Source organism: Tabrizicola caldifontis (assembly GCF_004762095.1).
GTDB lineage: Bacteria > Pseudomonadota > Alphaproteobacteria > Rhodobacterales > Rhodobacteraceae > Tabrizicola > Tabrizicola caldifontis.
Genome location: NZ_SIJH01000013.1, coordinates 133214 through 152167 on the forward strand (window position 1 = coordinate 133214; position 18954 = coordinate 152167).

General features: G+C 64.0%; 19 protein-coding genes and 1 pseudogene. 4 read left to right on the plus strand and 16 right to left on the minus strand.

The window, feature by feature from the left end:
• Positions 1-153: 153 nt before the first annotated feature.
• The 5 genes from EYB42_RS12595 to EYB42_RS12615 form a co-directional block, all read right to left on the minus strand.
• A complete protein-coding gene (locus EYB42_RS12595) occupies positions 154-921 on the minus strand; it encodes an ATP-binding cassette domain-containing protein (RefSeq protein WP_135450466.1) in 768 nt (255 codons plus the stop codon).
• A gap of 4 nt (positions 922-925) precedes the next feature.
• Positions 926-2038 (minus strand): ABC transporter permease, encoded by a 1113-nt coding sequence (locus EYB42_RS12600; protein WP_135450467.1) that lies wholly within the window; start codon positions 2036-2038, stop codon positions 926-928.
• 114 nt (positions 2039-2152) lie between these two features.
• Positions 2153-3094: a substrate-binding domain-containing protein gene (locus EYB42_RS12605; RefSeq protein WP_135450468.1), complete on the minus strand. Its 942-nt coding sequence runs from the start codon at positions 3092-3094 to the stop codon at positions 2153-2155.
• A gap of 228 nt (positions 3095-3322) precedes the next feature.
• Positions 3323-4129, minus strand: coding sequence for a TIM barrel protein (locus EYB42_RS12610; RefSeq protein ID WP_135450469.1), 807 nt, complete (start codon positions 4127-4129; stop codon positions 3323-3325).
• Positions 4130-4258: 129 nt separating this feature from the next.
• Entirely contained in the window at positions 4259-5290 is a 1032-nt protein-coding gene (locus tag EYB42_RS12615) for a LacI family DNA-binding transcriptional regulator (protein WP_135450470.1), read from the minus strand.
• A gap of 144 nt (positions 5291-5434) precedes the next feature.
• Between EYB42_RS12615 and EYB42_RS12620 the strand changes: the two genes are divergently transcribed.
• From EYB42_RS12620 to EYB42_RS12630, 3 genes are read left to right on the plus strand one after another with little or no spacing between them, the layout of a single operon-like run.
• Positions 5435-6526, plus strand: a complete 1092-nt coding sequence (locus tag EYB42_RS12620) for a fatty acid desaturase family protein (RefSeq protein WP_135450471.1) — start codon at positions 5435-5437, stop codon at positions 6524-6526.
• 9 nt (positions 6527-6535) lie between these two features.
• The gene (locus EYB42_RS12625) at positions 6536-6847 is read left to right on the plus strand and encodes a MocE family 2Fe-2S type ferredoxin (protein ID WP_135450472.1); all 312 of its coding nucleotides are present in this window, start codon (positions 6536-6538) and stop codon (positions 6845-6847) included.
• Positions 6847-7644, plus strand: coding sequence for a 3-methyl-2-oxobutanoate hydroxymethyltransferase (locus EYB42_RS12630; protein WP_135450473.1), 798 nt, complete (start codon positions 6847-6849; stop codon positions 7642-7644). The genes EYB42_RS12625 and EYB42_RS12630 overlap by 1 nt, the downstream gene beginning before the upstream one ends.
• 180 nt (positions 7645-7824) lie before the next feature.
• Here EYB42_RS12630 and EYB42_RS12635 read toward each other — a convergent pair whose 3' ends face one another.
• The 9 genes from EYB42_RS12635 to EYB42_RS12675 form a co-directional block, all read right to left on the minus strand.
• Positions 7825-9054, minus strand: a complete 1230-nt coding sequence (locus EYB42_RS12635) for a flavin-containing monooxygenase (RefSeq protein ID WP_240784149.1) — start codon at positions 9052-9054, stop codon at positions 7825-7827.
• Complete coding sequence (locus EYB42_RS12640; protein ID WP_135450475.1) at positions 9047-9718, minus strand: DUF1028 domain-containing protein; 672 nt, start codon at positions 9716-9718, stop codon at positions 9047-9049. The genes EYB42_RS12635 and EYB42_RS12640 overlap by 8 nt, the downstream gene beginning before the upstream one ends.
• On the minus strand, positions 9715-10137 hold the full coding sequence (locus EYB42_RS12645) for a RidA family protein (RefSeq protein ID WP_135450476.1): 423 nt from the start codon (positions 10135-10137) through the stop codon (positions 9715-9717). Before EYB42_RS12645 ends, EYB42_RS12640 begins: the two co-directional genes overlap by 4 nt.
• A gap of 148 nt (positions 10138-10285) precedes the next feature.
• The gene (locus tag EYB42_RS12650; protein WP_135450477.1) at positions 10286-12367 is read right to left on the minus strand and encodes an oxidoreductase; all 2082 of its coding nucleotides are present in this window, start codon (positions 12365-12367) and stop codon (positions 10286-10288) included.
• Positions 12364-13122, minus strand: coding sequence for a nitrilase-related carbon-nitrogen hydrolase (locus tag EYB42_RS12655; RefSeq protein ID WP_135450478.1), 759 nt, complete (start codon positions 13120-13122; stop codon positions 12364-12366). Before EYB42_RS12655 ends, EYB42_RS12650 begins: the two co-directional genes overlap by 4 nt.
• 95 nt (positions 13123-13217) lie before the next feature.
• Entirely contained in the window at positions 13218-14237 is a 1020-nt protein-coding gene (locus EYB42_RS12660; RefSeq protein ID WP_135450479.1) for an extracellular solute-binding protein, read from the minus strand.
• An 18-nt stretch (positions 14238-14255) separates the two neighbouring features.
• Positions 14256-15056 carry an ABC transporter permease gene (locus EYB42_RS12665; protein ID WP_135450480.1) on the minus strand — a complete coding sequence of 267 codons (801 nt, stop codon included), beginning with the start codon at positions 15054-15056 and terminating at the stop codon, positions 14256-14258.
• 85 nt (positions 15057-15141) lie between these two features.
• Positions 15142-16059, minus strand: coding sequence for an ABC transporter permease (locus tag EYB42_RS12670; RefSeq protein WP_135450481.1), 918 nt, complete (start codon positions 16057-16059; stop codon positions 15142-15144).
• Positions 16059-17114 carry an ABC transporter ATP-binding protein gene (locus EYB42_RS12675; RefSeq protein WP_135450482.1) on the minus strand — a complete coding sequence of 352 codons (1056 nt, stop codon included), beginning with the start codon at positions 17112-17114 and terminating at the stop codon, positions 16059-16061. The genes EYB42_RS12670 and EYB42_RS12675 overlap by 1 nt, the downstream gene beginning before the upstream one ends.
• A gap of 84 nt (positions 17115-17198) precedes the next feature.
• Between EYB42_RS12675 and EYB42_RS12680 the strand changes: the two genes are divergently transcribed.
• Entirely contained in the window at positions 17199-17990 is a 792-nt protein-coding gene (locus EYB42_RS12680) for a helix-turn-helix transcriptional regulator (protein WP_135450483.1), read from the plus strand.
• Positions 17991-18110: 120 nt separating this feature from the next.
• Here the strand turns inward: EYB42_RS12680 and phoU are convergent, their stop codons facing one another.
• Positions 18111-18821 carry a phosphate signaling complex protein PhoU gene (gene phoU / locus EYB42_RS12685; RefSeq protein WP_135450484.1) on the minus strand — a complete coding sequence of 237 codons (711 nt, stop codon included), beginning with the start codon at positions 18819-18821 and terminating at the stop codon, positions 18111-18113.
• An 11-nt stretch (positions 18822-18832) separates the two neighbouring features.
• Positions 18833-18954: pseudogene (locus EYB42_RS12690) on the minus strand (phosphate ABC transporter ATP-binding protein); the annotation flags it as partial.

The following is an 18954-nucleotide window of genomic DNA, read 5'->3' on the forward strand; positions in this document are numbered from 1 at the left end:
GATCAGCTGTCGCGGCTGAAAGGACGTTCACACCCTGAAATCCATGCGGGGACGCGGACGGCCCCCACCTGTTGGCAGATGGCATGAAACGTATCTAAGCGCCCGCGGTCTGCGGTCGCTGAGATCATGTCGGCCACGATTGTCCGGGGTCGGTCAGGCCGCGACGGGATCCTGCCCGCCCTTGACGCCGGTGATATAGCTGACGATGTCATTGCCGTCGGTTTCATCCTTGCGCAGCGAAGCGACGATCCGGCCCCTGCGGAAGACGACGATCCGGTCCACCAGATCAAAGACCTGCCGCAGGTTGTGGCTGATCAGGATCATCGGGATACCCCGGTCCTTGAGGCCCCGAATGATGTTTTCGACCTGAGCCGTCTCCTGCACACCCAGGGCGGCGGTGGGTTCGTCCATGATGACAAGCTTCGAGGCAAAGGCGGCTGTCCGCGCGATGGCAACGCATTGGCGCTGTCCGCCCGACATGTTGCGGATCGGATTGTCCACGTTGGGGATCTTGACTGCAGTGGTCTTCAGCGCCTCCAGCGTGCGGTCGCGCATCCCCTTCCGGTCAAGCCAGCTGAACGGGCCAAGGCGGAAACGGAACAGTTCCCTTCCCAGAAACAGATTGGACGGCACGTCCAGATCGTCTGCCAGTGCCAGCGTCTGGAACACCGTCTCGATGCCGGCCTCGCGGGCCTCGAGCGGACCGGAGAAATTCACGGGCTGCCCGTCGAACAGGATCTCGCCGCTGGTGCGCTGTTCGACGGCGGTGACCTGCCGAACGAAGGTCGATTTGCCAGCGCCGTTGTCACCGACGACGGCAACGTGTTCACCCTCGTGCAGGATGAAATTCGCGTCCTCCAGCGCATGCACCCCGCCGTAGTGCTTGGTCAGTCCGCGCGTTTCCAGGATGATCTTCGACATCGGCCTACCCCCTTGCCCGCTTGCGCTGCCGCCACTGGTCCAGCACCACCGCGCCGACGATGATCGCGCCCTTCACCATCTCCTGATAGTAGGCGTCCAGCCGGATCGAGGTAAAACCCGAGATGATGACGGAAAAGATCGCAGCGCCCAGCACCGTGCCGATGATCGAGCCGCGTCCGCCTGCAAGACTGACGCCGCCGATCACTGCCATTGCGATGGCGTCGAGTTCATACATCACCCCCATTCCGGCCTGGGCGGTCAGGTTCTTCGAGGTCAGAAGGATCGCCGCCACTGCCGCCATCAGGCCGGCGATGGCATAGACCAGAACCTTGTGACGATCGACGTTGATGCCGGACATCCGCGCCGCAGCCTCGTTCGAGCCGATGGCATAGCTGCGCTTGCCATAAAGCGTGTAGGCCATCACGATGTGGAACAGGATTGCCAGCAGCACGAAGACCACGGCCGGGTTCTGCCCAGGCCACGACAGGATGCCGAAGGTCATGCCGCCTAGCAGGTCGCCATTGGCCAGCGACCCGTAGCTTTCGGTCGGAAAGCTGACCGGCTGGCCGTTCGACCACCAGCGCGCCACGCCGCGCGCCGAAACCATCATGCCAAGCGTGGCGATGAAGGGCGGGATCTTCGTATAGGCCACCAGAAGCCCGTTGATCAGCCCCGCCAGCAGGCCGCAGGCCAGCCCTACGGCTATGGGCACGATCACCGGCAGGTCCATGGCCCAGTCGCCGAAAATGGCCTTGGGGTTGGGGTTGCCGTTCACCACTGCGGTCTGGGCAAAACTCATCACGATCATCGCCGTCGCACCCACGACGCTGCCCGACGACAGGTCGATGCCCCCGATGATGATGACCTGAGTCACGCCCAGCGCGATGATCCCCACGATCGCAACCTGCAGGATCATGATGTCCAGCCGCTGCTTGTTGAAGATCGCGTCCACGTTGTCCCGCATGTTGAACAGGAACGAGCCGCCCTGCATCCGGTTCAGGATCTCGAACACCAGAACGATCAGGATCAGCGCCCCAAGAACATTCCATTCCGGCGCCCGCGTTCGCTTTGCAGGGTCATACCTGAGCCCCCCGACACCATGCGTCGCTTCAGCCACGGCCAGTTCCTCCCCAACCTCTGCCGATCACGGATAGAGCCCGGACCTGCCCATTGGTCACGGTCCGGGCAAACGGGGCGGTTGCCGCCGCCCCGTCAGGCCCCTGCATGGGGGTCAGTTCTTGGCCATGTATTCGGCCATGTTTGCGGGCGTGACCAGTTCGAAGGGAATGTAGACCTTCTGTTCCACCGTTTCCCCTTTCGCCAGCTTCACCGCCGCATCCAGCGCGCCGCCACCCTGCGCAGCCGCATTCTGGAACACCGTGATGTCCAGTTCGCCCGCCTGCATCGAGGCCAGCGCATCCTGGGTCGCGTCCACGCCCGAGACGATGACATCGTCCATCGAGATGCCTGCAGCCTTCATCGCCTGAATCGCCCCAAGCGCCATTTCATCGTTGTTGGCCAGGACGCCGTCGAACGGCGTGCCCGTCGAAAGCCAGTTGGTCATGAGGTTCTGTGCCTGGTCGCGGCTCCAGTTCGCGGTTTGCTGATCGATGATGTTGACCTTCACCGGGCATAGCCCTTCGTTCATCACGTCATAGTAGTTCTGGGTGCGCTGCACTGCGGCCTGGTTCGACAGTTCGCCCTGAAGGACGTAGACACTGACTTCCTCCTTGCCTTGTTCCTTCCACAGCCGGCACTGCTCGATGAAGCCCTGGCGCGAGGATTCGCTTTCATTGGAGGCGACGAAGGCCTGGTTGTCGGGCAGGCTGTCCACATTGATCGGCTGGCGGTTCACATAGACCAGCGGCACGCCAGCGGCGGCGGCGGCATCGGTCATCGCCTGGGTGGCGCTGGTGTCCACCGGGTTCACGATGATCGCATCCACCCCTTGTGCGATGAAATTGTTGATCTGGTCCAGCTGCTTGGCCACGTCGTTCTGGGCATCCTGGATCTGTACCGAAAGTCCGTCGGCATCGGCCTTGGCCTGGATGCCGTTGCGCAGCACGGTCAGAAAGTTGTCGTCGAACAGCGCCATCGACACACCGATGCCTTCGGCCATCGCGGTCGTGGTCATCAGCGAGGCGAGGCCCGCAGCGATAAGGGTCTTCTTCATGGTGGTTCCTCCCTGTGTCGGCCTGCCGTCCGCTACGGCAGGTCCGGTTTCTTCAACGTCCGGCCGCGCCCTCCCGGCGCGGTCCGGGGCGACTCGATCAGCCCGGGGTTCCAGACTGAGGAGTTGCGGACAGCCGGTCAACAGATTTTTGCAACCGGTTGCAATCCATTTGCGATGCCATGCACGCGGCCTTTTGTTGGCGCGTCCTGCGGCCGAGACGGGGCGTCGTCATGCGGGCACCCGCGAGATGTGATCCATGCTGGCCCGAAGTGCGGCTTCGGGATCGGCCAGTTCGTGGACGAGGGGTGAAAAAGCCTCGTAAGACACCGGCCCGTCCCATCCGGCGGCGCGAAGTGCTTCGATCTGGGCGATGTTACCCAGCCGATCGGCTGGTGTGACCAGCACGCGATGCGGATCGCGCATGTCGGACAGGGCTACCTCCTGGTCCACCACGCCAGAGACATGCACGATCCCGGTATGTTCGGGAAAGATCGGGCCGCCATGGGCGAGCGTGTGGTGGAAGGTATCATGCACCAGCTTGAACCGGCCAGTGCCGCCGATCGCCTCGATCGCCTCGACGGCTTCGGCCTTGTAGCGCAGTGCGCAGATCTCGAACCCCAGGGGCTCTACCATGCCCACAAGGCCATGGTCTTCCAGCATCGGCTTCAGCGCCTTCAGCGCCACGCGCAGCGCGGCCTGCCTTTCGCCGTTGCCCATGCCCCTGTTGTCATTGCGCGGGATCAGGCTGACGGCCTCGGCCCCGGCGGCGCGGGCGATCCGCATGAGGGCCAGAGCCTCATTGGCCTTTTCGTCAGACCAGTCGTTGAACCTCTTGACCTCGGCCAGTGCCAGAAGCCTCAGACCCGCCGCCCGGACCAGCGCGCCGGCCTCGGCAGGGTCCATCCCGTCGAACAGCGGCTGCGGCAGATCGTTTCGCACTTCGATCCCCACGCAGCCAAGGCGCGCGGCAAGGGCGACCAGATCGCGGAACGACAGCCGGGCCACGGTCATGTGGTTCAGGGCAAACTGGGTCATGCACGGCCTCCCACCGCGATGCTTCCGGGTGGAACAGGGATCGCCCCAAGCCGCGCGCATCGTCAATCCGACAGGGAAAGTTCACATCAAAGCTGACGAAATACTGCGTCATGCACTGACGAAATGCAATCAGACCGACTCGGGCAGGTAGAGATCGGGTTGCAGGAAATGCTGCCCCTGCACGCCGGCAATTCCCCCGGCCAGCGCCTTGGCGGCAAGGGTCAGCAGATCGGCGCACAGCCTTTGCAGGGGCGTGGCGATGACCATGGTCACATGCCTTTCGATCAGCGCACTGCGGCTTTCCGGGGTCAGTTCGTTTACCACGAGCGCGACCTCGCCGGGCTGGCGGGCCTCGCGCAGGGCGGCTATGGCTCCTTCCATGCCGCCGCCCGCGCAGTAGATGCCCCGCAGGTCGGGATGGCGCCCCAGAAGATCCAGCGTCGCCTCGTAGGTCAGCTGCCGGGTTTCCAGGTTGATCAGCGTGTCCAGCACCTGGAACTGCGGCGCATGTTCGCGGAAATAGCTGCGAACGCCGGTTTCGCGCAGTTCGTGCCCGTGCCAGCGGTAGCCGCCGACGAAGACCGCAACCTTGCCCGGATGATGTGCCGCCATGGCGATCATGTGCGCGGCGATCCTGCCGACTTTCAGATTGTTCAGGCCAAGATAGTTCTGCCGCACGCCTTGGGCAAAGTCGTTCAGCAGAGCGAAGCAGGGTATGCCCTTGGCGTTCAGGCGGACCACGGCCTCGGTAACATCGGGGTGGGTCACGGCAGTTGCTGCGATGGCATCGACCCGGCTTGCCATGCCTTCCATAAGTTCGGTGAAATCCCGCGGCGACTGGGACGCGGCGAAGGCCACCTGAAGCGAGGCGCGCACCCCCGTTGCCTGGGCGACTGCACGCTCGGCCTCGGCCTTGAAGGCCTGGTAGAAGGACTGGCGTTCCTTGTGCAGTACCAGCCCCAGGCGAAGGCGGGGCAGGTCTGGCTGCATCCTTTGCCCGATCAGCGGGGCAGCGTGGTAGCCGATCAGTCGCGCCGCGTCATAGACCTTGCGGGCTGTTTCCTCGCGCACCTTCTCGCGCCCGTTCAGGACGCGGTCGACGGTAGCGGTGGAAACGCCTGCCTCGCGGGCGACATCATGGATGGTGGGACGACGGGCCATCGGATTATGACGAAAAAACATCAGGACTGCCGAAGAGCATGATGGCTCGTGACGAAATCCGCAAGGTCCGGTCTTGGTGAAAGGGCCCAGACCGACCTATGCAGGAAACACCGGGCGAAAGGCCCGGGCAATCTGGAGGGCAAGATGGCCAGACGGGATTACAGCCCCTTCGGACCTGACGCGCAGCGCGCAGTCGAAAGCGGTCTGACGGCGGCAGAGTGGTATCATACCGAAGTGCCGCGCAAGGTGATGAAGGAACTGATGCAGCGGTCCGACCAGCCTGCGATCCGCGATACGATCATCCTTTACGGCGGCATGATCCTGCTTGCCGGAATCGGCATCGCGCTTTGGCCGTCCTGGTGGTCGGCGCCATTCTGGCTGGCCTATGGGGTGCTTTACGGCTCGGCCTCTGACTCGCGCTGGCACGAATGCGGGCACGGCACCGCCTTTCGCACGCCATGGATGAACAATCTGGTCTACGAGATCGCCAGTTTCATGATCATGCGCAACTCGGCCACCTGGCGATGGAGCCATGCGCGGCATCATTCAGAGACCTATTTCGTCGGTCGCGACCCCGAGATCGCCGTAATGCGCCCGCCGGAACTGGCCAAGCTGATCCTGAACTTCTTCGGGATCATCGATGTGATCCGTTTCTTTCCGACCCTGATCCGCAATGCGATCGGGGGCCCCACGGCGGAAGAGCGCACCTTCGTGCCGCAAAGCGAATGGGGCAAAGTGCAAAGGGTGGCCATCGTCCACCTGTCGATCTACGTGGCGACCATCGGACTTGCGCTATGGCAGGGTTCGATCCTGCCGCTGATGGTCGTTGGCCTGCCCCGCATGTATGGCGCCTGGCACCATGTGATGACCGGGCTTCTGCAGCATGGCGGGCTGGCCGACAACGTGGTCGACCACCGGCTGAACAGCCGCACCGTCTACATGAACCCGATCAGCCGCTTCATCTACTGGAACATGAACTACCACGTCGAACACCACATGTTCCCGATGGTGCCTTACCACGCCCTGCCGCGCCTGCATGAGGTGATCAAGAACGATCTCCCGCCTCCGAACCGCTCTATCGCCGAGGCGTTTGCCGAGATGTGGCCCGCGATCAAGCGGCAGGTTCTGAACGAGGACTATTTCCTGAAGCGCGACCTGCCACCCACAGCCAAGCCCTACCGCGAGGATTTCCACCAGTATGTGCCGAGCATGACGCGCCCCGCCGCTGCCGAATGAGGATGACCCATGCCCTGGATTGACGCCTGCGCCACGGACGACATCGAAGAGGAGGACCTGATCCGCTTCGACCATGGTAGCCAGACCTTTGCCGTCTACCACTCGCCGGAAGGTGAGTTCTACGCGACCGAGGGCCTGTGCACGCACGAGAACGTGCATCTTTGCGATGGCCTCGTCATGGGCCACCTTGTCGAATGTCCCAAACACAACGGCCAGTTCGACTATCGCACGGGCGAGGCGATGCGACCGCCGGTCTGCGTGAACCTGAAGACCTTTCCGGTGAAGGTCGAGGGCGGCCGCGTCTTCATCGAGGTGGCGTGATGGCGCCGCCCACCGTTCGCGACCTGCTGGATGCGCGTGGAAACCATCAGTTTGCCATGTTGCGGGTCGAGACCATCGAGGAGGCCGAGGCCGCGGCCAGGGCGGGGGTAGAGCTTCTGTCGGTGCCGCCGTCGATGATCTTCGATGGCCGCTTCCGTGAGGTGGCGCCCGACTGTTTCGCCTTTCCGGGCGAGAACTTCTACGAGATCGGCGGGACAGAGGCTTTCCTGCGCTGGGCCTTCCCGCTGTACAAGCACGGGGCGGATGCCTTCTACTGCTCGGGGAGCCTTGCCACTGTCCGTGCCATGGCGGACCACGGGTTGCCGGTCTGCGGCCATGTCGGGCTGATCCCGTCGAAGCGCACCTGGACGGGCGGTTTCAAGGCGGTAGGCAAAACGCTGGAGACGGCGCAACTCGTCTGGAACCAGTGCAAGGCGCTGGAAGCGGCCGGTGCCTTTGCGGTGGAGATCGAGATCGTGCCGCATTCGATTACCCGTCTGATCGCCGAGCGCACGGCCCTGTTCCTGATCTCGATGGGGGCAGGGAAGGCGGGCCACGCGCAATACCTGTTCGCCGAAGACGTGCTGGGGCAGAACCGGGGACATATCCCGCGGCACGCCAAGGTATATGCCGATTTCAAAGGTGAGTACGACCGGCTGCAACGCATGCGTGTCGAGGCTCTGGGGCGATTTGCCCGGGACGTTCACGACGGCGACTATCCCGCGCCGCAACACCTGGTGGATTGCGACGCGGCCGTGGTCGAGGCTTTCCGCGATTGGCTGCATCAGGTCGCCTGACACCGGCACACTGCCCGGTGGCCCCGCACCCCATCCCTGCGTATGGGGAGGGGAGGCGCTCCTCCCCATACGCTTCTCTGTGCCGCCGGTTGCCGAAGCCAGGTGACCGCCGCATCCTCTCGCGCTTTCCTCCTCCTTCGTGGGAGAGGGAGAGGGAGAGGGTGGAGGGCGTCCTTTGCCTCAGGCCCGCGCGGCGATCAGCCCCGCCAGCCGTTCCGCGTCGCGCCATGCGCCCCAGATGAAGGCCGAGCCCCGGCATGACAGCCAGGGCAGGCCGACGAAATAGAGGCCCGGCACCTCGGTCACACCCTCCCGATGCCGCGGCCGCCCGTCGGGCTGGAAGATGTCCAGATCGATCCAGCCGAAATCCGGGCGGAAGCCGGTGGCCCAGACAATCGTGCCGATTCCCGCTACCGACAGGTCCAGGTGCAAAATCGGGTCTGCCACTTCCGGCGGCATGGGCAAGAATTCGCGCGCCTGCGGTTCCTCTGGCAGGTCAAGGCCATGCGCCGCGGCGTAGGCGTCGGCTTCGTCAAGCACCGAAAGATAGTTGCGGTCGCCTTCGGCGATGTTCCGGGCCAGGTCGTCGGCGAAGTGCAGGGCCCCGTTGCGCCATGCGCCGGCCCGGCCCAGCAGTGTGATCCCCAGTGTGGCAAGGCGGCGGAAATCCATCGTGTGGCCGCCGTAGGCACCCGAGACGGCGATGGTGACATGTTCGGTTCCAGGGGTTGGGGCCTTCATGTCCCATTTGCCAAGCTTGCCCAGCCACCAGACGAAATCCTTGCCGCGATAGCGGCGCGGCGGGCGATCATGCGGGCCGATCGACAGGAACACGCGGCGCCCGGCCCTGGCCAGTTCCTCGGCGATCTGCGCGCCGGAAGACCCTGCGCCGACCACGAGAACTGCGCCATCGGGCAAGGCAGCGGGGTTCCGGTAGGCGCTGGAATGCAGTTGGGCGATCTCGGGATCGTTCACCACGGTTGGAATTATCGGTTTCTGGAACGGGCCCGTGGCGACAACGACATTGCGCGCCGCGATCACGCCCGCGGCGGTGGTTGCATAGAACCCCTCGCTGCTGCGTTCCAGTTTCGTGACCTCTACCCCGGTGCGGATCGGCAGGGCCCGGTCGCGGGCGAAGCGCTCGAAATAATCGGCCACAGCCTCTTTCGGGGGAAAGGCATCTGGGTCGATCCCCTCGAACTCCGCCGCAGGGAAGCGGTCGTGCCAAGCCGGGCCATTCGCAACCAGGCTGTCCCATCGCTCGCTGCGCCAGCGTTCGGCGATGCGTGCGCGTTCAAGCACCAGATGCGGCACACCGTGCCCTTGCAGGTGCGCCGAGGTGGCGATGCCTGCCTGACCGCCGCCGATGACAAGGGTATCCGTGCTTTCCATCAGGGCCTCGCTATTCATCGCCGGGCACCCCGTAGGATGGCGCCCCTGTCGGATCTTCGGCGCGCTGGACATAGGCCGCAGCCTGCGGCGCATAGATATCCCAGGCGGCGCGCAGCATTCCCACCGGATCGTCAGCCCAGTCGATGCGCAGATCGACCATTGGCCAGGACAGCCGGTCAGCCACCTTCAGCCCGGCGGAATGGACGGGCCCGGCCTCGCCACCTGCCGCAAGCCCTGCCTCGAGTGCCCGCATCAGCCGTTCAGCCAGAGGGCCGGTTGCCGTTTCGAAGGCTGCAACCATGACGGCTGGGATGCCGGGATCGGCCAGCAGATTGCCTGCCGCGGCGCAGTCGGACCCCGTAGCCTGGCCCCAGAGGCCAAGAACCTGTGCCCCGGAATGGATCGCTGTCCGTCCGGCACTGTCCACCACCAGAAGCTGTCGGAAGGCGATGTGCGGGCGGCCCTCGGTCACAGCGCGCAAGGCGTCGGGGGCTGCAAGTCCGGCTTCCAGCCGGTCGAGGATCAGCGGGCCCAGTGCCGGATCGGTCACATTCTGGCTGGCCACCGCGCCGACCCCGGCCCGGACATGGGCGCAGCGCGCAGCAACGGCGGGTGACGAGGAAGAGATCGCCATGCCGAACTGGCCGGTCCGTGCGCAGCGGGCAACAAGCGAGAACGTCATGCCTCGTCGTCCGGGATGACGGCGGTCCCGTCGATTTCCACCAGCCACGAAGGTCGGGCAAGCGCGGTCACGACCACGCCGGTCGAGACCGGATGTACGCCCTTGATGTATTCGCCCATGGTCCGATAGACGGCCTCGCGGTGGCGCACGTCGGTCAGATAGACGACGATCTTGCACAGATGTTCCATCCTGCCGCCGACTTCTTCCAGCAGCTGGCGGATGTTCTGCATGACCTTGTGGGTCTGTTCGACCGGGTCGTGGCTGCCGATGTCCTGCGCGGTGTCCAGGTCCTGCGGGCACTGGCCACGCAGAAAGACGATACGGCCCCTGGCCACGACTGCTTGGGCCAGGTCGTTGTCAAGCTTCTGTTCCGGGTAGGTGTCGCGGGTGTTGAACTTGCGATGGCGGAAATGGGTCATGGTCGGGTCCGGGAGATGATGGTGGTTGTGGAGCGGAGCGTCCTTGCGGGCGAGCGGCCCTTGTCTCGGCCCCGCGCGTGAAGGACACCCAGGGCCTCGGCAGCCTTTGGCGGGGATATTTGCGAACAGGAGAAGGGGCAGCGGGGTGTCATGGCAGGAGGCCTGGCCCGCTGTCGAGCGCGGCGATCTCGCGGCGGAAGGTCAGGGCGTCGCCGGGGTCGGGCTGGTCCAGGCCCTCGGCCCAGTTGCGCCCTGCATAGGTGGCCCAGGCGATGGGTCCGGGGGCGGCGGCGTCGCCGATCAGCTTCAGCGACCGGATGCCCGCGCCTTGCCAGTCCAGCGCCCTCGTCGCGTGGTAAAGCTGGTCGTCCGGCGTGCGGGACGTGACCAGCACGACGGCCTCTGCCGGCAGGGCGGTCAGGCGTCTAGTCCAGGTGCAGGCGAGAGTCAGTTCATCTCGGCCGATGGTTTCCGGGGACTTGTTCAAATGGACATCGACACCGCTTTCCAGCAGGCGGCGCATGATCGTTCGCTGTTCCAGCGTGTTTTCGGTCCATTCGGCGGCTTTCGCGGCGGGAGTGATGAAGTGGACCCGGTTGCCCTTGGCCACAAGAAGTTCGGCAAGGACGGAGCCCATGTAGAAATGATCATCATCGTAAATGGCGACTGTAAGCCCCTCGGGGGCCTTGCCGTCCATCAGGTCGTCGGGGGTGAAAAGCGGCATTGCCGGATCGGTGGGTATCGGATGCAGATGCAGCCGCGCGACGGCATCGCGCCGCCAGATGGCCCCGGTGGCAACGGCGACATGATCCGCCCCGGTGGCAAGGATGTCACCGGGTGTGAGGGGGCTGTTGCGGTAGATTTCAACATTCGCCATGCGGGCGAGTTGCCCTATCCGGTAGTCGGCCACCCGGCCCCAGGCGGAAAGGCCGGGAAGGTTGCGTTCCCGCGCCACACGGCCGCCCAGGGTTGTGCCGGCTTCTGCAAGGGTGACCCTGTAGCCGCGCCGCGCAGCCTGAAGGGCGGCCTCCAGTCCGGTCGGGCCGGCACCGACGATCAGGACGCTTTCAGAGGCGCCCCTGGGACGCGCGCGTTCGGGGTGCCAGCCCTTGCGCCATTCTTCCATGAAGGCGGTGTTTTGGGTGCAGCGGCTGATGCCCTGGGTCATGTCGCCCGAGACGCAGATATTGCAGCCGATGCATTCGCGGATGTCCTCGTAGCGGCCTTCCTCAACCTTCTTCGGCAGGAAGGGGTCGGCGATCGAAGGCCTGGCTGCACCGATGAAATCAAGGATGCCGGCCCTGATCTGCCGGGCCATGGCATCCGGGCTGGTGAAGCGGCCGACGCCGACCACGGGCTTAGGCGTAAGGGCCTTGATGCCCTTGACCAGATCCTCCTGCGCGCCTTCGGGCGTGAAGCGGCTGGTGCCGGAACAGCTTTCCCAGGTGCCATGGGCAAGATCCCACAGGTCGGGCAGGTTGCCGTGCATCTCGATGAAGTCGCGCAGTTCGGCGTTGGAAAAGCCGTAGGCGCCCGCCTCGTGCAGCGACATGCGCAGGGTTACGGCCAGTTCCCCTTTCGTGGTATCACGCATGTCTTCAATGACTTCGCGCAGGAACCTTGACCTGTTTGTCAGGCTGCCGCCGTATTCGTCGCTGCGCTGGTTGGTCGCGCGGGACAGGAAATGCTGCAGGATGCCGAAGCCGTGTGCGCCATAAAGGCAGATCAGGTCGAAACCCGCCTGCTGGCTGCGTCGGAAGGCATTGCGGAACCAGCGGCGAAGGTTGCGGATGTCCTCGCGGTCCATGGTGCGGGCCTGGACGGGATCGGCGGTGAAGGTCAGGATCGGGCCGCCGGTCACGGCCAGCGGCACCTCGCGCGAATAGAGGTTCGGGCCGTTGATGCCGGAATAGGCCAGCTGGATGCCGGCCAGCGCGCCGTGCGACTTCATCGCCTCGGCCATGCGGGCGAGCGCAGGGATGTCTCGGTCATCCCAAAGGTGTTGTTCGATAAATGGCGTGATTTCACTGCTGGGGTGGATTTCCGTCTGTTCGGTGAAGATCACACCCCAGCCACCCTCGGCCTTGGTGCGGCGCATTTCTGCCACAGCCGAGGGGTCGCGGTAGCCGCCACCGTTGCAGTGCGGCACCTGGTAGAAGCGGTTCTTCGCCGTCTTGGGCCCGATCTGCATCGGCGTGAAAAGGATGTCGTGGGCAGGCAGGCGGGTCATCCGACGGGCCTCAGATCCGCCGACTGGGTGGACAGCCGGGCGGGGTCACGCACGGGCAGATCTGCGACCAGCAGGGCCGGGCCTTCGCCCGCCTGAGCAAGGATTTCCCCGTGCGGGCCGGCAATCAGGCTACCGCCGACATAGGTCAGGTCGCCCTCTTGCCCGCAAAAGTTGGCATAGACGATGGTGGCCCCATGGTTCGCCGCCATGGCTGGGACTGTGTAGCGCACGACGTGGGTGAAGGGCAGCATGTTGGCGGTTGGTGCGAGGATCACGGTCACCCCGCGATCGGCAAGCGCCTTCACATGGGGCGCAAACTCTATGTCGTAACATATAAGGATTGCTGCAATTTCGTCGCCAAGGGCGAAGAGCGAATAGGCCTCGCCCGGCTGATAGAGGGCCCGTTCCCGGGGGCCGTAGAGCTGGATCTTGCGGTAGTTGGCAAGCAAGGTGCCATCCGGGCCGAAGCAGGCGGCAGAGTTTAACACGCGTTCGCCCTCGCGTTCGGCATAGCCGACCACCAGCGCCGTTCCATGTGCCCTTGCGGCTGCTGCAAGCCTTTGCATCGGAGCGCTGTCCAGAGCCAAGGCCCGGGCCGCAATGTCCGGCTGGTTGTAGCCGGGCAGGAAGACTTCGGGCAGGACGAGGGCTGCCGCACCCATGGCTGCGGCTGCGGCAAGTGCCGCCTCGGCCTGCGTGCAGGCAGCGTCGAGGTCGCCCATGGGCGAAGGGGTTTGCAGAAGGGCTAGGCGCATGGTCGGATCCCGGCTAGCCGCTCATCGTTTACCTGCCGGACGCTTTTCGCTGGTGTTGGCGAAGAGGTCCGGCAGGGCCGATGAGCAGCGGGGTGTCACTTCTTCAGGTTGGTCCAGATCGCGTCGTAGAGCTTCTGTGTCTCCTGATCGCAGGCCTGGGCGAAGACACCGGGGGTGATGCCCGGCGGTGGGTTGTTTTCCGGGCTGTTCTTGATCGCATCATCCAGGAACGGCTCTACCCCCATCACGCCCGAGGTATAGGCGGCATAGTTGGTTACGGCTGCCGCATTTTCCGGCTCCAGAAGGAAGTTCATGAATTTCAGGGCATTTTCGCGGTTCGGCGCATCCTTCAGCAGCACCACGTTGTCCATCCAGACCACATGGCCTTCCTTCGGATAGACATATTCGACATTCGCCCCTTCGGCCCGGGCCTTGGCAGAAAAACCGTTGTAGATCATGCCCGCGGCGGCATCGCCCGAAACCAGCACATCCTTGGCGATGTCCGAACCGAAGCTGGCCCAGTGCTTCTTCGCATTCAGCAGCATGTCATTCAGCGCTTTCAGCTGCTCGCGGTCCTGCGTGCACTGCGGAATGCCGAGGTAGAGGCTGCCCAGGATCAGCACCTCGTTCTGGCTGTCCAGCACGTTGATCTTGCCCGAAAGCTCCGGCGGCGGGTCGAAGATGGTGGCAAGGGACGAGATGTCGCCCTGATACACGTCGCGGTTCACGCTGAACGAGGTCGAGCCCCACTGGTAGGGGATGGAATGCTTGCGTCCGGGGTCGAACGGCACATCCATCCATTTCGGTTCGATATTGCCGAGGTTCGGCATTTCCTCGGGTGTGAAGCTGTCAAGCATCCCGTCGGCGGCCATGATGCCCACCATGAAGTCAGCCGGCACCGCCACGTCATACTGGCCAAGCTTGCCTGCCTTCAGAGAGGCCAGCATCGCCTCGTTGCTGTCATAGGTGTCGATGGTGACCTTGATCCCGGTTTCGGCCTCGAACTTCTGCACAAGGTCGTCGGGGATGTATTCGAACCAGTGATATACCTTCAGCTCGCCTTCGGCGAAGGCGGGTGTGGCAAGCAGCGTGGTCAAGGCTAGAAGGCGTTTCATGGATCTCTCCTGTGGGTCTCAGGGCGTCTGGCGTCCCCTGCGGTTGATCAGATAGGCGGCGGTGACGAACAGCACGCTGACCAGCAGCATCAGCGTGGAAATGGCCATGATGTTCGGCTTGATGCCCTGTTTCACGCTGCCGAAGATCGCGGTGGGCAGCGTTTCCATGCCGGCACCCTTGACGAAGTTGGTGATGATGAAGTCGTCGAGGCTGATGATGAAGGCCAGAAGCCAGCCCGAGACGATTCCCGGCACCATCAGCGGCAGCAGGATCAGACGAAAGGCTTGGGCGCGGGTCGCGTAAAGATCGCGGGCGGCCTGTTCGTATGTGCCCTCGATCCCCTCAAGCCGGGCGGCGATGGGCAGGTAAGCGAAGGGGATGCAGAAGGTGATGTGAGCCAGCAGGATGGTCAGATAACCGGTTTTCAGGCCGATGGTGCTGAAGAAGATAAGTGTGGCGACCGCAATCACGATCTCGGGTACCATCAGCGGCAGGTTGATCAGGGCAAAGCTGGCCTGACGCCCCCTGAATGGCCCGCCCCTTACCATCGCAAGGGCCGCGGCGGTGGCAATCACTGTGGCGGTGGTCGCGGCCATCAGCGCGATGGTGATCGAATTCCAGGCGGCCTGACCGAAGCGCGTGGCCTCGCGGCCGGTGAAGACTTCGCCATACCAGCGAAGCGAGAAGCCGCCCCAGCTAGTGATCGAGGTCGAGGCATTGAAGCTGTATACCGCGACGACGATGAGCGGCGTGTACAGGACCACCAGGCAGACGATGGTCAACGGCAGGAAGCCCGGATAGTGCCGCACGCCCTTCATGGATTGGCCCCCCGGCGATTGCAGCCCCTGACTGGCCCCATGCGAAAGTGGGGGTGGGGGACGTGGGGCTGGGTCATCGCATGGTTCATCGCGGCGCCCTTCCTTGCGAGCGGGCGTAGATCAGCAGCACGATCAGGACAAGGCTCATCAGGATCATCGCGGCGGCGGCTCCGAAGGGCCAGTTCCCCTGGCTGCCGCGGAACTGTTCGTCGATCAGGCTGCCGATCATGAAGGTCTTGGCCCCGCCAAGAAGGTCGGGCGCCAGAAAGGCGCCAAGCGATGGGATGAAGACCAGGATACAGCCCGCGACGATGCCCGGTTTGACGACCGGCAGAACCACCTCGCGCAGGGTTGCCCATCGGTTGGCATAAAGGTCGGCGGCGGCCTCCGACAGGGCGAAGTTGTATCGCTCGACTGCGGCATAGATCGGAAGGACCATGAAGGGCAGGTAACTGTAGAACAGCCCGATCTGTACCGCCAGATTGGTGTTGATGATGGAAAGCGGGCTATCCAGAAGCCCAAGCCATTGCAGCGCCCCGTTCAACGGCCCCTGATCGCGCAGAAGGAAACGCAGCGACACGGTGCGGATCAGCAGGTTCACCCAGTAGGGGATCGTGATCAGGAACAGCCAGAGACCGCGCGTCCGGGCGGGTCGCGTCGCAATGAACCAAGCAGTGGGAAAGCCGATCAGCAGGCACAGAAGGGTTGCCAGCCCCGCTTGCCAGATCGAGCGCCAGAAGATCGAGATGTAGGTCCATTCAATCCGGGGCGGGTCGTCACCGAAAAGGCCACGGTCAAGGAAGAACTGGTCATAGGCGGCAAGGGTGAAATCCCAGATCACGCCACCGCGAAATTCCTTGGTCAGGAAGGAATAGACCGCCATCAGGGCGACAGGCAGAACCATCAGGATGCCGATCACCAGCCAGCTTGGCAGCAGCAACGGGCGCACGAGATCCCGGTAGGTCGCGTCGCCCGGTGGCCGGTCGGGTCCGGGGCCGGCCATCAGTCGGCCAGAAGGCGGGCGCCGCCTTCCTCCAGGTGCAGGCCGATCCTCTGGCCGGGTTCGGGCAGGGCGACGCGGGCTGCGTTCTGAAGCCGCAACGTGATGGGCTGGCCGCCGTCGAGATGGGCGATCACCTGAAGGTCGGTGCCAAGATAGACGACCCTTTCAACGGTCGCCGTCAGGTCGGCATCGTCTGAAATCATCAGGCGCTCGGGGCGGATCGACAGATGGTGAAGGCCGGTCGAGCTGCTGGCCGAGGGGCAGGTGATCCGGTGCCCGCCCGGCAGGACGACTGTGGCCCGATCTTCCGAAACTTCTTCAACCGTGACCTGCAACAGATTGGTTTCACCAATGAAATCCGCAACAAAGCGGTTGACGGGCGCCTCGTAGATCTCGCGCGCGGTGCCGATCTGCTGGACGCGGCCCGCGCTCATCACGGCGATCCGGTCTGACATGGTCAGCGCTTCTTCCTGATCGTGGGTCACGAAGATGAAGGTGATTCCGGTTTCTTCCTGAAGCTGCTTCAGTTCGACCCGCATCGCCTGGCGCAGCTTCAGATCCAGTGCCGAAAGCGGCTCGTCAAGAAGCAGCACCCTGGGTTGCGGCGCCAGCGCCCGGGCCAAGGCAACGCGTTGCTGCTGGCCGCCGGAAAGCTGGGCTGGCAGGCGGTCGGCGAACTGCGACAGATGCACCATTTCCAGCATCCTGCCCGCACGCGCACGGCGGGTGGCAGGATCGACGCCTTTCATCTTCAACCCGAAGGCCACATTGTCGATCACCGACATGTGCGGGAACAGCGCATATTGCTGAAAGACCGTGTTGACAGGCCGCTGGTGCGGTTCCAGCCGGGCAATGTCCTGACCGAAAAGACGGATTTCGCCCGAGGTAATCTCTTCGAACCCGGCGATCAGGCGCAGGAGCGTTGTCTTGCCGCAACCGGACGGGCCAAGCAAGGTAAAGAATTCGTTGTCGGCGATGGTCAGCGAAACGCCATGCAGCGCGGTGACCGGACCATAGCGTTTCACGGCATCACGGATGTCGACAGCGGTGGACATCGGCCAGCTCATACCCCCAGTATCGGCGCGGAAAGGCTAAACCTTGCGTCGTGCAGGGGTATATACCCCCAATGAGGTATTCACATGGAGGCACTGCCGAACCTCTCCGAAAGCCGGCTGGCCGAAGTGATCGCCCGGATCGGGGGCGAGGGCTTCGAGTCGGCCCTGTGGGATTTCTTTCTGGGCCTTGTCCGCCCCGACAACCTGGTCATTCTGGCCTACCGGGATGCCGGGCCGCCGCTCGTCCTGTATCGGCGCTTTGTCCATCCGCAAGTGTTTTCGGAATTGGAAAACACCTATGTTGCGGGGGCCTTTCGGCTGGATCCCTATTATGACCTGCATCGCCGGCGCGCTCCCGAGGGGGCCTATCGGCTGCTGGACATCGCGCCCGATGCCTTCCAGCGCAGCCGGTATTTCATCGAATACTATGACCAGACCACGCTGGTGGATGAGATCACCTTTGTTGTCTGGCCCGCGCCAGGGGTGTCGCTGAACCTGTGCCTAGGGCGCGACGCGACATCCGGCCGGGCGTTTTCGGCTTCGGAAATGGAATGTTTCCAAAGACTTGCCCCGGTGATTGCCGCACTGGCGCGGGCGCATTGGCGGGGGATTGCCGAAAGCGTCGGGCCGGCAGAGGACACTGCCGGGGTCCTGGCGGCCTCGGCGGCGGCGCGGCACGGGATCAGCCTGTCGCCCCGCCAGGCGGAAGTGGCGCTGCTGATCCTGCGGGGACATTCGACCGTGTCGATCGGCCTGCGTCTGGGCGTATCGCCCCAGACCGTGAAGGTGTTCCGCCGACAGCTTTATGCGCGCTGCGGGATCAGTTCGCAGGCAGAGTTGTTTGCCTTGATGCTACCCCTGCTAAAGGCAGGATGAAAAACCTGACGGTATGATCCAGAAGCCCATGCCGGCAACACCCGTATGGCATGCCTCGGCTGATGCCGCGCGACGGTCGGACGTCACCCCCCTTGCGGCGAAGGCGACGCGGCGACCGCGTCAGCCGTCCTCCGTGGTCGGCGTCTCGGCCTTGGGGCGCGGCTCGGATGGCATCTTGCCAGTCGCCAGATACACAGCCTGTTCGGCGATCGTGGTTGCGTGATCGCCAGCGCGTTCGATGTTCTTGGCGATGAAATGAAGGTGCATCGATGGGCCGATATTGGCCGGGTTTTCCATCATGTAGGTGAACAGCGACCGGAAGAGCGTGTTGTACATCTGGTCAACGTCGAGGTCGCGCTTGCGTACACTGTCGGCCAGCGCCGCATCGCGCCGTACCAGCGCCTGCAGGGCCTCTTCCAGCATCTTCGCTACCAGCGTCGCCATCCGGCGGATCGTTCCGGCATGGCCTTCGACCGGGGCGGTGCGGCCGATCACGCGGGCGCGCTTGGCCACGTTCTTGGCATAGTCGCCCACCCGCTCGAGCGCATTTGCCGCCCGCATGACTGCAAGCACCAGCCGCAGATCCCCGGCAGTAGGCGCCCGACGGGCAATCAGGGTGGCGGCCTCGGTCTGGATGAACTCTTCCAGCTCGTCCACCGCCGCGTCGCGGGCGATCACCTGGGCGGCTGCCTCGAGATCCTGGTCCTCGAGGGCTTTCGCGGCATCCACAAGAGCGGTCTCGACAAGACCGGAAAGCCGCGCGAGATGTGCCTGAAGGGCATCGAGATCGCGGTCGAAGGCATGCAGGATGTGCGAGTCGGTCGTCGTCATGGCCTTGCTCCTTACCCGATGCGGCCGGTGATGTAGGCTTCGGTCCTTGGGTCTTTCGGGTTGGTGAAGATCTGTGCTGTATCGCCGTATTCCACCAGGTTTCCGAGGTGGAAGAAGGCGGTCTTCTGGCTGA

What these genes read in the sequence shown, in the direction of transcription:
- EYB42_RS12595 (WP_135450466.1), bottom strand. Translation starts at nt 921, where the DNA reads ATGTCGAAGATCATCCTGGAAACGCGCGGACTGACCAAGCACTACGGC.
- EYB42_RS12605 (WP_135450468.1), bottom strand. Translation starts at nt 3,094, where the DNA reads ATGAAGAAGACCCTTATCGCTGCGGGCCTCGCCTCGCTGATGACCACG.
- EYB42_RS12610 (WP_135450469.1), bottom strand. Translation starts at nt 4,129, where the DNA reads ATGACCCAGTTTGCCCTGAACCACATGACCGTGGCCCGGCTGTCGTTC.
- EYB42_RS12615 (WP_135450470.1), bottom strand. Translation starts at nt 5,290, where the DNA reads ATGGCCCGTCGTCCCACCATCCATGATGTCGCCCGCGAGGCAGGCGTT.
- EYB42_RS12620 (WP_135450471.1), top strand. Translation starts at nt 5,435, where the DNA reads ATGGCCAGACGGGATTACAGCCCCTTCGGACCTGACGCGCAGCGCGCA.
- EYB42_RS12625 (WP_135450472.1), top strand. Translation starts at nt 6,536, where the DNA reads ATGCCCTGGATTGACGCCTGCGCCACGGACGACATCGAAGAGGAGGAC.
- EYB42_RS12630 (WP_135450473.1), top strand. Translation starts at nt 6,847, where the DNA reads ATGGCGCCGCCCACCGTTCGCGACCTGCTGGATGCGCGTGGAAACCAT.
- EYB42_RS12635 (WP_240784149.1), bottom strand. Translation starts at nt 9,054, where the DNA reads ATGAATAGCGAGGCCCTGATGGAAAGCACGGATACCCTTGTCATCGGC.
- EYB42_RS12640 (WP_135450475.1), bottom strand. Translation starts at nt 9,718, where the DNA reads ATGACGTTCTCGCTTGTTGCCCGCTGCGCACGGACCGGCCAGTTCGGC.
- EYB42_RS12645 (WP_135450476.1), bottom strand. Translation starts at nt 10,137, where the DNA reads ATGACCCATTTCCGCCATCGCAAGTTCAACACCCGCGACACCTACCCG.
- EYB42_RS12650 (WP_135450477.1), bottom strand. Translation starts at nt 12,367, where the DNA reads ATGACCCGCCTGCCTGCCCACGACATCCTTTTCACGCCGATGCAGATC.
- EYB42_RS12655 (WP_135450478.1), bottom strand. Translation starts at nt 13,122, where the DNA reads ATGCGCCTAGCCCTTCTGCAAACCCCTTCGCCCATGGGCGACCTCGAC.
- EYB42_RS12660 (WP_135450479.1), bottom strand. Translation starts at nt 14,237, where the DNA reads ATGAAACGCCTTCTAGCCTTGACCACGCTGCTTGCCACACCCGCCTTC.
- EYB42_RS12665 (WP_135450480.1), bottom strand. Translation starts at nt 15,056, where the DNA reads ATGAAGGGCGTGCGGCACTATCCGGGCTTCCTGCCGTTGACCATCGTC.
- EYB42_RS12670 (WP_135450481.1), bottom strand. Translation starts at nt 16,059, where the DNA reads ATGGCCGGCCCCGGACCCGACCGGCCACCGGGCGACGCGACCTACCGG.
- EYB42_RS12675 (WP_135450482.1), bottom strand. Translation starts at nt 17,114, where the DNA reads ATGTCCACCGCTGTCGACATCCGTGATGCCGTGAAACGCTATGGTCCG.
- EYB42_RS12680 (WP_135450483.1), top strand. Translation starts at nt 17,199, where the DNA reads ATGGAGGCACTGCCGAACCTCTCCGAAAGCCGGCTGGCCGAAGTGATC.
- phoU (WP_135450484.1), bottom strand. Translation starts at nt 18,821, where the DNA reads ATGACGACGACCGACTCGCACATCCTGCATGCCTTCGACCGCGATCTC.